Origin of the sequence: Zeimonas sediminis, assembly GCF_023721795.1 — a bacterium.
Taxonomy (GTDB): Bacteria; Pseudomonadota; Gammaproteobacteria; order Burkholderiales; family Burkholderiaceae_E; genus Zeimonas; species Zeimonas sediminis.
Window position 1 is genome coordinate 2,660,721 of record NZ_JAMQYE010000001.1, and the last position, 12,260, is coordinate 2,672,980.

At 70.5% G+C, this 12,260-nt stretch carries 12 protein-coding genes; 7 read left to right on the forward strand and 5 right to left on the reverse strand.

What is annotated here, in order from left to right; all coding sequences use genetic code 11:
• The first annotated feature begins 93 nt into the window (after window positions 1-93).
• From M6I34_RS12590 to M6I34_RS12600, 3 genes are read left to right on the forward strand one after another with little or no spacing between them, the layout of a single operon-like run.
• Window positions 94-1,080: a TRAP transporter substrate-binding protein gene (locus tag M6I34_RS12590; protein ID WP_272486022.1), complete on the forward strand. Its 987-nt coding sequence runs from the start codon at window positions 94-96 to the stop codon at window positions 1,078-1,080.
• Window positions 1,081-1,132: 52 nt separating this feature from the next.
• On the forward strand, window positions 1,133-1,708 hold the full coding sequence (locus tag M6I34_RS12595) for a TRAP transporter small permease (RefSeq protein ID WP_272486023.1): 576 nt from the start codon (window positions 1,133-1,135) through the stop codon (window positions 1,706-1,708).
• A complete protein-coding gene (locus tag M6I34_RS12600) occupies window positions 1,705-2,982 on the forward strand; it encodes a TRAP transporter large permease (protein WP_272486024.1) in 1,278 nt (425 codons plus the stop codon). Before M6I34_RS12595 ends, M6I34_RS12600 begins: the two co-directional genes overlap by 4 nt.
• Before the next feature lie 84 nt (window positions 2,983-3,066).
• Here M6I34_RS12600 and M6I34_RS12605 read toward each other — a convergent pair whose 3' ends face one another.
• The 4 genes from M6I34_RS12605 to M6I34_RS12620 are packed head-to-tail and all read right to left on the reverse strand — an operon-like array spanning window position 3,067 to window position 7,062.
• The gene (locus tag M6I34_RS12605) at window positions 3,067-4,248 is read right to left on the reverse strand and encodes a CaiB/BaiF CoA transferase family protein (protein ID WP_272486025.1); all 1,182 of its coding nucleotides are present in this window, start codon (window positions 4,246-4,248) and stop codon (window positions 3,067-3,069) included.
• 1 nt (window position 4,249) lies between these two features.
• On the reverse strand, window positions 4,250-5,413 hold the full coding sequence (locus M6I34_RS12610; RefSeq protein ID WP_272486026.1) for an acyl-CoA dehydrogenase family protein: 1,164 nt from the start codon (window positions 5,411-5,413) through the stop codon (window positions 4,250-4,252).
• 43 nt (window positions 5,414-5,456) lie between these two features.
• A complete protein-coding gene (locus tag M6I34_RS12615) occupies window positions 5,457-6,299 on the reverse strand; it encodes an HTD2 family dehydratase (protein WP_272486027.1) in 843 nt (280 codons plus the stop codon).
• A 10-nt stretch (window positions 6,300-6,309) separates the two neighbouring features.
• A complete protein-coding gene (locus tag M6I34_RS12620; protein WP_272486028.1) occupies window positions 6,310-7,062 on the reverse strand; it encodes a glucose 1-dehydrogenase in 753 nt (250 codons plus the stop codon).
• A gap of 133 nt (window positions 7,063-7,195) precedes the next feature.
• Between M6I34_RS12620 and M6I34_RS12625 the strand changes: the two genes are divergently transcribed.
• The 4 genes from M6I34_RS12625 (at window position 7,196) to M6I34_RS12640 (ending at window position 11,059) form a co-directional block, all read left to right on the forward strand.
• Window positions 7,196-8,074: a dihydrodipicolinate synthase family protein gene (locus M6I34_RS12625; RefSeq protein WP_272486029.1), complete on the forward strand. Its 879-nt coding sequence runs from the start codon at window positions 7,196-7,198 to the stop codon at window positions 8,072-8,074.
• Window positions 8,075-8,220: 146 nt separating this feature from the next.
• Window positions 8,221-8,457: a hypothetical protein gene (locus M6I34_RS12630; RefSeq protein ID WP_272486030.1), complete on the forward strand. Its 237-nt coding sequence runs from the start codon at window positions 8,221-8,223 to the stop codon at window positions 8,455-8,457.
• A 119-nt stretch (window positions 8,458-8,576) separates the two neighbouring features.
• Window positions 8,577-10,121 carry a class I adenylate-forming enzyme family protein gene (locus M6I34_RS12635; RefSeq protein WP_272486031.1) on the forward strand — a complete coding sequence of 515 codons (1,545 nt, stop codon included), beginning with the start codon at window positions 8,577-8,579 and terminating at the stop codon, window positions 10,119-10,121.
• Window positions 10,121-11,059, forward strand: a complete 939-nt coding sequence (locus M6I34_RS12640) for a LysR family transcriptional regulator (protein ID WP_272486032.1) — start codon at window positions 10,121-10,123, stop codon at window positions 11,057-11,059. Before M6I34_RS12635 ends, M6I34_RS12640 begins: the two co-directional genes overlap by 1 nt.
• Here the strand turns inward: M6I34_RS12640 and M6I34_RS12645 are convergent.
• Window positions 11,032-12,228 (reverse strand): alpha-hydroxy acid oxidase, encoded by a 1,197-nt coding sequence (locus M6I34_RS12645; RefSeq protein ID WP_272486033.1) that lies wholly within the window; start codon window positions 12,226-12,228, stop codon window positions 11,032-11,034. The two genes, M6I34_RS12640 and M6I34_RS12645, sit on opposite strands and share 28 nt — an antisense overlap.
• Window positions 12,229-12,260: the final 32 nt, after the last annotated feature.

Consider the following 12,260-nt stretch of genomic DNA (forward strand, 5'->3'; position numbering starts at 1 on the left):
TGCCCCAAATTCATTAGAATGGCCTCGCGCCGGGAAACCCCAGGAATAGGGAAAGCCACGGCGCCCCCATCAACTGGAGGAGGAGACATTCCCATGAAGCTCGTCGCAGCAATCCTGTCCGGCGCATTCGCGCTCGGCCTGTCGGCATCGGCCCTCGCGCAGCCGATGGTGATCAAGTTCAGCCACGTGGTGGCCGAGTCCACGCCCAAGGGGCAGGGCGCTCTGAAGTTCAAGGAAGTGGCCGAGAAGCTGCTCCCCGGCAAGGTCGAGGTGCAGGTCTTCCCGAGCTCGCAGCTGTTCGGCGACGGCAAGGAGATGGAGGCGCTGCTGCTCGGCGACGTGCAGTTCATCGCGCCCTCGCTGTCGAAGTTCGACCGCTACACGAAGAAGATCCAGGTCTTCGACCTGCCCTTCCTGTTCCAGGACCTCGCAGCCGTCGACAGCTTCCAGCAGAGCGCCGAGGGCAAGGCGCTGCTCGACGTGATGCGCAACCGCGGGCTGCAGGGCCTGGCCTACTGGCACAACGGCATGAAGCAGCTGTCCACGAACAAGGACAAGCTGCAGCGCCCCGAAGACGTGAAGGGCCTGAAGTTCCGCATCCAGGCCTCGGACGTGCTCGAGGCGCAGTTCCGGGCGCTGGGCGCCAATCCGCAGAAGATGGCCTTCGCCGAGGTCTACCAGGCGCTGCAGACCGGCGTGGTCGACGGCCAGGAGAACACCTGGTCGAACATCTACTCGCAGAAGTTCCACGAGGTCCAGAAGACGATCGCCAACACCAACCACGGCATCATCGACTACATGGTGGTCACCAACGCCAAGTGGTGGGACGGCCTGCCGGCCGACGTGCGCGACGGCCTCAAGAAGGCGATGGCCGAGGCCACCGCCCACGCCAACAAGCTGGCCAACGAGCTGAACGAGCGCGACCTCAAGCGCATCCAGGAGGCCGGCAAGGCGAAGATCCAGACGCTGTCGAAGGAAGACCTCGCGGCCTGGCAGAAGGCGATGGAGCCGGTCTGGAAGAAGTTCGAAGGCGGCATCGGCGCCGACCTGATCCAGGCCGCGCTCAAGCACAACAAGTAAGCCGCGCATCGTGGCTCGCGAGGAGGGCGCCGGGTCCCCGATCCGGCGCTGGGTGGATCGCTGCGAGAGCTTCCTGCTCGCGGCGCTGCTGTCGCTGATGACACTGATCACCTTCGCCCAGGTGGTCGCGCGCTACGTCTTCAACTACAGCTTCGTCTGGGCCCTGGAGCTCACGACCTTCCTGTTCGGGGGGCTGATCTTCTTCGGCATCTCCTACGGGGTGCGGGTGGGCGCGCACATCGGCGTCGACGCGCTGGTCCGGCTGCTCTCCGAGCGGGCGGCCCGGCGCGTGGCGCTGGTGGCCGCGGCCCTCTGCGTGGTCTACGCAGGCATCGTCTTCGTCGGCGGCTGGATCTACGTCGGCAAGATGTACGACATCGGCATCCTCGCGCAGGACCTGCCGATCCCGCAGTGGGTGCCCAAGCTGGTGCTGCCGGTCGGCTTCGCGATGCTGTTGCTGCGCTTCGGCGAGGTGCTCTGGCGCATCGCGACCGGCCGCTCGAGCAGCCTGCTGGGCAACGAGGCCGAGGACGCGCTTCGGCTTCGCGCGGACGCCGACGGCGAGCCCGAGCCCGAGGCCGGGGCCGAAGGTGCGCGGCAAGACGCCGGATCGGGAGACCGCGCATGACGACCGCCGCCCTGTTCGCGATGCTGTTCGTGTTCATGCTGATCGGCATGCCGGTCGCGGTCGCGCTCGGCCTGTCGTCGCTGCTCACGATCCTGCTGTTCGGGCAGGACTCGCTCGCCTCGCTCGCGCTGAAGCTCTACGAGACCTCCGAGCACTTCACGCTGCTGGCGATCCCGTTCTTCATCCTGTCGGGCGCCTTCATGACCACCGGCGGCGTCGCGCGCCGGATGATCCGCTTCGCGATCGCCTGCGTGGGCCACCTGCGCGGCGGCCTGGCGATCGCGGCGGTGCTCGCCTGCATGCTGTTCGCCGCGGTGTCGGGCTCGTCGCCGGCCACCGTGGTGGCGGTCGGCTCGATCGTGATCGCCGGCATGGTGCGGGCCGGCTACCCGCAGCCCTTCGCGGCCGGCGTGGTCTGCAACGCCGGCACGCTGGGCATCCTGATTCCGCCGTCGATCGTGATGGTGGTCTACGGCGCGGCCACCGAGACCTCGGTCGGCAAGCTGTTCATGGCCGGGGTGGTGCCGGGCATCCTGCTGGGCCTGCTGCTGGCCGGCGCGATCTATTTCCGGGCGCGCATGCTCGGCCTGCCGCGCCAGCCGAAGGCCAGCCTGGGCGAGATCCTCGAATCGGCGCGCGACTCGATCTGGGGGCTTCTGCTGATCGTGATCATCCTGGGCGGGATCTACGGCGGCCTGTTCACGCCGACCGAGGCGGCCGCGGTCGCGGCGGTCTACGCCTTCCTGATCGCGGTGTTCGTGTACCGCGACCTGCGCTGGCCGCAGGTGCCGGCCGTGCTGGTCGACGCGTCGAAGGTCACGGTGATGCTGATGTTCATCATCGCCAACGCGCTGCTGTTCGCGCACGTGCTGACCACCGAGCGCATCCCGCAGGCGATCGCCGAGCAGATCCTCGCCTGGGGCATGCCGCCCTGGGCCTTCCTGATCGTCGTGAACATCCTGCTGCTGGTGGCCGGCGCCTTCATGGAGCCGACCGGCATCATCCTGATCCTGGCGCCGATCCTGTTCCCGATCGCCACGCAGCTGGGCATCGACCCGGTCCACCTCGGCATCATCATGGTGGTGAACCTGGAGATCGGCATGGTCACGCCGCCGGTAGGGCTGAACCTGTTCGTGACCGCCGGCATCACGAAGATGCCGATCGGCGCGGTGATCCGCGCCGCGCTGCCCTGGCTGATGGTGCTGTTCGCCTTCCTGGCGCTGGTCACCTACGTGCCGCAGATCTCGCTGGCGCTGCCGAACATGTTGTTCTGAACCCCACGGCGGCCGTTGCCGGGCCGCCGTCGACGCGCGCCGCGCGCCGATTCGGCAGGCGGCGCCGCCTCGCGCTCCGGACGGTCAGATCGCGCCGTCCGCGCGCAGGCGCTCCATCGCCGCCGCGTCGAGGCCCAGCTCCGAGAGGATCGCGCCGGTGTGCGCGCCCAGCGCCGGCACCTCGTCGATCCGCGGCGGGTCGGACGCGCTGGTGCCGGGCGGCAGCAGCGCCGCGACCGGGCCGGCCGGCGTGCCGACCTGGGTCCAGCGGTCGCGGGCCGCGAGCTGCGGGTGCGCCCAGACGTCGGCCATCGTGTTGACCCGCGCGTTGGCGATGCCGGCGGCCTCGAGCCTGGCCACCAGCGCCTCGGCGTCCAGCCCGGCGAAGGCCGCCACGATGATCGCGCGCAGCTCGGCCCGTGCCGCGTTGCGCCGGGCGTTCGTGTCGAAGCGGGGGTCCGAGGCCAGCGCCGGCTGGCCGAGCACCTTGTCGCAGAACACCTGCCACTCGCGCTCGTTCTGCAGCCCCAGCATCACCGAGCGGCCGTCCCCGGTCGGGAAGGGGCCGTACGGATAGATCGTGGCGTGCGCTGCGCCGGCGCGCGGCGGCGGCTCGGCGCTGTCGAAGGCGTAGTAGAGCGGAAAGCCCATCCATTCGACCATCGCCTCGAGCATCGAGATGTCGATGCGCTTGCCCAGGCCGGTGCGGCCGCGCTCGATCAGCGCGGCGAGGATGCTGCTGTACGCGTACATGCCGGCGGCGATGTCGGCCACCGAGCAGCCGGCCTTCGCCGGCTCGTCGGCCGTGCCGGTCACCGACAGGAAGCCGGACTCGCTCTGGATCAGCAGGTCGTAGGCCTTCTTGTCGCGGTAGGGCCCGTCGGCGCCGTAGCCCGAGATGTCGCAGACGATCAGCCGCGGGTGCTTCGGGTGCAGCGCCTCGAAGGACAGGCCCATGCGCGCGGCAGCGCCCGGCGCGAGGTTCTGCACCAGCACGTCGGCGCGCTCGAGCAGCCTCGCGAGGACCGACGCCGCTTCCGGGTGCTTCAGGTCGAGCGCGAGGCTCTCCTTCGAGCGGTTCGTCCAGACGAAGTGCGAGGACAGGCCGCGCACCCGCTGGTCGTAGGCCCGCGCGAAGTCGCCGGTGCCCGGTCTCTCGACCTTGACGACCCGGGCGCCGAGCTCGGCGAGCTGGCGGGTGCAGAACGGCGCCGCGATCGCGTGCTCGAGCGCGACGACGGTGATGCCTTCGAGCGGGCGCGCCATGTCAGAACGAGCGCGGCATGCCCAGCACGTGCTCGGCCACGTAGCTGAGGATCAGGTTCGTGGAGATCGGCGCGACCTGGTAGAGCCGGGTCTCGCGGAACTTGCGCTCGACGTCGTACTCGCAGGCGAAGCCGAAGCCGCCGTGGAACTGGATGCAGGCGTTGGCCGCTTCCCACGAGGCCTTGGCCGCCAGGTACTTGGCCATGTTGGCCTCGGCGCCGCAGGGCTGGTGCGCGTCGAACAGCTGGCAGGCCTTCCAGCGCATCAGGTTGGCGGCCTCGACCTCGATGTAGGCCTCGGCGATCGGGAACTGCACGCCCTGGTTCTGCCCGATCGGCCGCCCGAACACCACCCGCTCGCTCGCGTACTTCGACACCTTGTCGATGAACCAGTAGCCGTCGCCGATGCACTCGGCGGCGATCAGCGTGCGCTCGGCGTTCAGGCCGTCGAGGATGTACTTGAAGCCCTTGCCCTCCTCGCCGATCAGGTTCTCGGCCGGGATCTCGAGGTTGTCGAAGAACAGCTCGTTGGTCTCGTGGTTGACCATGTTCAGGATGGGCCTGACCTCGAGCCCCTTGCCGATCGCCTCGCGCAGGTCGACGATGAAGATCGACATGCCCTCGGACTTCTTCTTCACCTCGGCGATCGGCGTGGTGCGCGCGAGCAGGATCATCAGGTCGGAGTGCTGGATGCGCGAGATCCAGACCTTCTGGCCGTTGACCAGGTAGCGGTCGCCCTTGCGCACCGCGGTGGTCTTGATCTTGGTCGTGTCGGTGCCGGTGGTCGGCTCGGTCACGCCCATCGACTGCAGGCGCAGCTCGCCGCTGGCGATCTTCGGCAGGTACTCGCGCTTCTGCGCCTCGGAGCCGTGGCGCAGCAGCGTGCCCATGTTGTACATCTGGCCGTGGCAGGCGCCGGAGTTGCCGCCGGCGCGGTTGATCTCCTCCATGATCACCGAGGCCTCGGTCAGGCCCAGGCCCGAGCCGCCGTATTCCTGCGGGATCAGCGCGGCCATCCAGCCGGCCTTGGTCAGCGCGTCGACGAACGCCTCGGGGTAGCCGCGCTTCTCGTCGACCTTGCGGTGGTACTCGGGCGGGAACTCGGCGCACAGCGCGCGGACCGCGTCGCGGATGTCCTGGTAGGGGTCTGCGTGGGTGTGGGTCATGACGGTCTCGTATTGCTGAAGACGGATGGCGGGCTCGGCGGCCTCAGAGCTCGGCGCTGGCCTGCATCGCGACGAAGCCCTCGTGGTCGCGCGCCCACAGGGCGACGCGCCGGTCGGACTCGAAGCGGCCGCAGACCTGGAAGCGATGGATGTCGAACAGCGGCCGCTTCGCACGGAACTCGAAGCGGCGCACCCGGGCATCGGGCGCCTCGCGGCGCAGCAGGTCGAGCAGCAGCGTGGCGATCAGCGGGCCGTGCACCACCAGGCCCGGATAGCCCTCGACGCCGGTGGCGTAGGGCCGATCGTAGTGGATCCGGTGGCCGTTGAAGGTGAGCGCCGAGTAGCGGAACAGCAGCACCGGGTCGGGCGCGATCTCGCGCGAGAAGCCGGCATCGGCCGGCGCCGGCTCGGGGACCGGCTGCGGCGCGCCGGGCGACGGATGGTCCCGGTAGACGACGTCGTGCTCCTCGCGGATCGCCACACCCTGCGAATCGGCGATCTCGTGGCTGAGCGTGACGAACACCAGCGTGCCGCTGCGCCCCTGCTTGCCGGTCACGTCGACGATGCGCGAGGTGCGGTCGATCGCCTCGCCGACCCGCAAGGGGCGCTCGAACTCGAAGCGGCCGCCGGCGAACATGCGGCGCGGCAGCTCCACTGGCGGCAGGAAGCCGCCGCGGCGCTCGTGGCCGTCGGGGCCGATGTCGCGGGCCAGCGCGCGCGGCGTGAAGTAGAGCCACTGCCACAGCGGCGGCACCTCGGTTCCGGCGGCCGGTTCCGGGTCGTCCCGGTCGAGCGTGGCCGACATCGCGGCCAGCGGCGCGGCGGCGACGAAATCGGTGCGGCGCTCGACGCGACCGATCCACTGCCGGTAGGTGTCCAGGTCCATGGCCTTCGCCTCAGATCGTGCGGCCGCCGTCGACCGGGAACTCGACCCCGGTCACGAAATCCGCGTCGTCGCTCGCGAGGAACACCGCCGCCCGGGCGATGTCGCGAGGCTCGGACAGCCGCCCCATCGGGATCGTGGCGATGAACCGCTTCCGGTTCTCCGGCGTGTCGGGCATGCCCATGAAGGCCTCGAGCATGCCGGTGGCGCCCATCACCGGGCAGATCGCGTTGACCCGGATGTTGTCCGGCGCGAGCTCGACGGCCAGCGACTTCGACATCAGGTTCACCGCGCCCTTCGACGCGTTGTACCAGGTCAGGCCGGGCCTCGGCCGGATGCCGGCGGTGGAGCCCACGTTCAGGATCACGCCGCCCTTGCGCCTGCGCATCACCGGAACGACGGCGTGGACCATGTGGAAGATCGCCTTCACGTTGACGTCGAAGACGCGGTCGAAGGTCGCTTCGTCGACGTCGAGCAGCGGCTGGTTGCGGTGCGTGAAGCCGGCGTTGTTCACCACGATGTCGATCCTGCCGCCGAAGCGCTCCAGCGCGGCGGCGACGGCCGCGTCGATGTCGGTGCGCTTCGAGACGTCGCAGGCGACTGCGATCGCGCTGTCGCCCAGCGGCCCGGCGACCGCCTTCGCGCCCTCGGCGTCGATGTCGGCGATCGCGACCTTCGCGCCCTCGGCCACGTACTGGCGCGCGATCTCGGCGCCGAAGCCGCTGGCCGCGCCGGTGACGATGGCGACCCTGTCCTTCAGTTTCATTCGCTCCCCCTTGCGCTGGCGTCGGTCACGAAGTCTATGTCACCGTAGCACCTGAGCGGGCGCCCGGCGGCCGGCTGCCGTTCAGCTTATCGGGTTCCCGGCCCGCTGCCGGGCCCCTTGCGGAGTCGAGAGCATGGATTTCCACGGCGTCCATCCCTACCTGGTTTCGCCGGTCGCGGCCGACGGCAGCATCGACGCGCCGGTTCTGGCGCGCCTGGTCGACGACCTGGTCGTCGCGGGCGTGCACGGCCTGGCGCCGCTGGGCTCGACCGGCGAGTTCGCCTACCTGGACTGGCCGCAGCGGCGGCGGGTGGTCGAGGTGGTGGTCGAGGCGGCGCGGGGCCGCGTGCCGGTGGTGGCCGGCGTGGCCGCGACCACGATCGCGGAAGCGGTCCGGCAGGCACGCGAGATGCAGGCGCTGGGCGCCGACGCCATCCTGGCGATCCTGGAGGCCTACTTCCCGGTGCCCGACGACGGCGTGTACGCCTACTTCAGCTCGATCGCGCAGGCTACGCCGCTGCCGGTCGTGCTGTACACGAACCCGAACTTCCAGCGCTCCGACCTGTCGTTGCCGGTGATCGACCGGCTGAGCCGGATCGACAACGTCCGCGCGATCAAGGACGCGTCGAACAACACCGGCCGGCTGCTGTCGATCATCGAGCGGGTCGAGGGACGCATGCAGGTCTGCGCGGCCTCGGCGCACATCCCGGCCTGCGTGATGCTGATCGGCGGTGTCGGCTGGATGGCCGGTCCCGCCTGCCTGGTGCCGCGGCAGAGCGTGGAGCTCTACGAGCTTTGTCGCGCGGGCCGCTGGCCCGAGGCGATGGCGCTGCAGGCGCGGCTGTGGAAGCTGAACGAGGCCTTCGCGCGGCACAACCTGGCTGCCTGCATCAAGGGCGGGCTGGTCATGCAGGGCTACCCGGTCGGGGAGCCGCTGCCGCCGCAGTCGCCGCTGTCCGCCGAGGGCCGGGCCGAGGTGCGCGCCGCGCTCGAGGCGGTCGGGGCGCTGTAGCGCGCCCGGCCACCTCGGCCCTCGCGCGGGCCCGGCCCGCGCCCACCGGCGGCAGCACCCCGCTCCGCGCCGTGGGTACTCGGGCGCCGGTCTTCCGTCGGCGTTTCAATCGTCCTGCGGCCCCTGACGGGCCGAAGGAGGACCTGATGAAGAAGACGCTGGCGGCACTTCTGTTCGCCGCATCGGGCCTGGCGATGGCCAGCAGCTGTCCGAAGGAGATGGCCGCGATCGACGCGGCAGTCGCGAAGGGAACGAGCCTCTCGGCCTCGCAGATGGAAGAGGTCAGGAAGCTGCGCGCCGAGGGCGAGCGCCTGCACAAGGAAGGCAAGCACGCCGAGTCGGTGGCGGCGCTCGGGCAGGCGAAGCGCTTGCTCGGGATCTGAACGGAGCCGTTCCTCGGGGCATCGCCCGAGCGGCTATCATCGCCGGTTCCCATGGCGGGGCCCGCGCGCCTGACCGGCGCCCGGGCCCCCGCCCGTTCCTGTCCCGAACCGCCCGAGCGATGACCCCTCTGGAAGCCTTCATCGAGCAGCCTTTCGGCGTCATGACCGACGCCCTGAGGCTGCACGCCGCCGACGCGCCGGAGCGCACGGCCCTGATCCTCGACGACCGCCGGGTCGGCTACCGCGAGCTCGACGCGCTGGTCGACCGGGTCGCGGCCGCGCTGCAGCGCGACGGCTGCCGCAAGCGCGACGCGATCGCGATCTGCGCGGCGACCTCGATCGAGTACCTGCTCGTCTATCTCGGCGCGGTGCGCGCCGGCGTGGCGGTGGCGCCGATGTCGCCGTCGCTGAAGCCCGAGACGCTCGCGGCGATGCTGAGGGACGCCGAGGCGCGGATCCTGTTCCTGGACGACTCGACCGCGGCCCTGGTGGCGGGCGGCACGGAGGCCCCTCGGGTGGCCCTGGACGGCTCGGCCGTCGGTCGGGCCCTGGCGGACTGGCTCGAACCCGAGGGCGCGAAGCCGGCGCCGGTCGACATCGAGCCGGAAGACCCGTTCAACATCATCTATTCGTCGGGCACCACCGGCACGCCGAAGGGCATCGTGCAGCCGCACTCGATGCGCTGGATGCACTCGAAGCGCGGCCCGTTCTACGGCTACACCAAGGACTCGGTCGGCATCCTGACCACGCCGCTGTACTCGAACACCACGCTGGTCCACGTGTTCCCGGCGCTGACCATGGGCGGCGCGCTGGTGCTGCAGAAGAAGTTCGACGTGCGCGGTTTCTTCGAGCTGGTGCAGAGGCACCGCGTGACCCATGCGATCCTGGTGCCGGTGCAGTACCAGCGGATCATGGACCACCCGGACTTCGACCGCTACGACCTGTCCTCGCTGGTGAACCGCTTCGCGACCAGCTCGCCCTTCCCGCCCGAGCTGAAGGCCGAGGTGCTGCGCCGCTGGCCCGGCAAGCTGGTCGACACCTACGGGATGACCGAGGGCGGTGGCGCCTGCATGCTGCACGCGCACGAATTCCCGGACAAGCTGCACACGGTGGGCCGGCCGGCCAACGGCCACACGATCCTGCTGATCGACGACGAGGGCCGCGAGGTCGGGCCCGGAGAGACCGGCGAGATCGTCGGCCACTCGCCCGGCATCATGACCGGCTACCGCAACCAGCCGGCGCTGACCGCCGAGGCCGAGTGGATCGCCCCCGACGGCCGGCGCTTCATCCGCACCGGCGACGTCGGCCGCTTCGACGAGGACGGCTTCCTGGTGCTGATGGGCCGCAAGAAGGACATGATCATCTCCGGCGGCTTCAACATCTACCCGGTCGACCTCGAGGCCGAGCTGCGCCAGCACCCCGACGTGGCCGACTGCGCGGTGGTCGGCGTGCCCTCGCGCGAGTGGGGCGAGACGCCGGTCGCCTTCGTCGTGTCGCGCTCGGGCGGCCAGGCGATCGCCGCCGACGCGCTGCGCGCCTGGGTCAACGAACGGCTCGGCCGCATGCAGCGGATCGCCGACCTGCGCTTCGTGGACCTGCTGCCGCGCAGCTCGATCGGGAAGGTGCTGAAGCGGGAACTGCGGGAGGCCTACGCGGCGGGCTGATGATGGATCGCCTCAAGTGCCTCCAGGTCTTTGCCGAGGTCGCCCGGGGCGGCAGCTTCGTGGGCGCTTCGGTGAGGCTGGGCATGTCGCGCGCCAGCGTGACCAAGCACATCGCCTGGCTCGAGCAGTCGCTGCAGGCCCGGCTCTTCAACCGCTCGACCAAGCGGGTCGGGCTCACCGAGGCCGGCCTGCGGCTGCTCGACAATGCCGGTCCGCTGCTTCGGCAGTTCGAGGAGGTCGAGGCTTCGGTTCGGGATGCGGTCAATCTTCCGCGCGGCGTGATCCGGGTCGGCACACCGCCCTCGTTCGGCTCTCATCACCTGACGCCGATCGTGGCACGCTTCGCCGAGTCGCACCCGGACATCCAGATCGCGCTGACGCTCGACGACGGCCGCGCCGACCTGATTGCCGAGGGCCTCGACCTGTCGATCCGGATCGCTCCGGGCATGCAGGATGCAAGCCACGTCGCGCAGCCGCTGACCAAGGCGCCGCAGGTGCTGGTGGCCGCCCCGGCCTATCTCGCGGCGCGAGGCAGCCCGGCCGCGCCGCAGGAGCTCGCCCGCCACAACTGCCTAGTGCACACGCTGAAATCGCCGACCCACATCTGGCGCTTCGGGGGGCCGGGCGGCCCGTATGCCGTCAGGGTCCGGGGGTCGATCAGCGCCAACTTCGGCGAGGCGCTGAGGCAGGCCGCGCTGGAGGGCCACGGCATCGCGATGCATCCGCACTACATGGTGTCCGACGATCTCGACGCGGGCCGCCTGGTCGTGGTCCTGCCGGAGCACGAGCCGATCGCGCTGGACATCTACGTGATCTACTCGACCCGGCACAACGTGCCTGCCCGGGTTCGGGCCTTCCTCGAATTCCTCAAGCGGTGGTTCCAGACGCCGCCGGTCTGGGCCTCGACCGTCTACCCGGTGAAGGACGATTCGCGCTGAGCGCCCAGGGGGCCGCGGAAGATCAGGTCGGGCCCGATCTCGGCGGTCGACCTGATGCCGCACAGGCGCATGGTGCGCAGCAGCTCGTCGGACAGGATCTCGAGCGCCCTGACCGCCCCTGCCTCGCCCGCCGCGCAAGCGCCGTACAGGGTGGCGCGCCCGACCAGCACGCCGGCCGCGCCCATCGCCAGCGCCTTCACGACGTCGGATCCGCGCCGGACGCCGCCGTCGACGAGCACGCTCGCGCGGGAGCCGACGGCGTCGATGACCTCGGGCATGGCATCCAGCGTCGCAACGCCGCCGTCGAGCTGCCGTCCGCCATGGTTCGAGACCACGATCGCGTCGCACCCGAGGCGCGCCGCCCGCTCGGCGTCGTCGCCGCGCACGATTCCCTTGACGATGAACTTGCCTGCCCAGGCGTCGCGAAGACGCCGCAGCGCGTCCCAGTCGAACGAGGGGTCGTAGTTGCGCCCGACGCTGGAGGCGATCGCCTGCGTGGAGGTCGATGCCGCCGACAGCCCGATCAGGTTCTCCATGACCGGCAGCCCGCTCGCGAACTGCCTGGCGACCCAGGCCGGGCGCAGCGCGAAGTCGCGCAGGTTGCGAGGCGTCCAGCGGAACGGTATCGAGAAGTCGTTGCGGAAGTCGCGCTCGCGCTTGCCGCCGACCGGCAGGTCGACCGTGATCATCAAGCCTTCGAAGCCGGCGGCGCGCGCCCGTTCGACGAGCTTCATCGTGAAGTCGCGGTCCTTCAGGATGTAGGCCTGGAACCAGAGGCGATGGCCGGGGACCGCCGCTGCGATGCGCTCGATCGAGGAGGTGGCCGAGGTCGACAGGGCGAACGGGATGCCGAAGGCCTGCGCGGCGCGGGCCAGCGCCACCTCGCCGTGCGGCCAGCCGAAGCCCACCGCGCCGGTCGGCGCGATCGCCATCGGAAGCGCCGAAGGGCCGCCGAGCAGCTGCGTCGACGCGTCCGCCCTGCTGACGTCGACCAGCACCTTCGGCCGAAGGCGAACCCGCTGGAAGGCGGCCCGGTTGTCGGCAAGCGTCAGCTCATCCTCGGCGCCCCCGTCGAAAAGGTCGAACACCCCGCGCGGCAGCCTGCGGCGCGCGAGGGCGCGGAGATCCTCGATACGAAAGGCGCGGCGAAGCGCTCGATTTCCGGACATCGCTGGCCTCGCCGTTGCCGGACGGGTCCTCG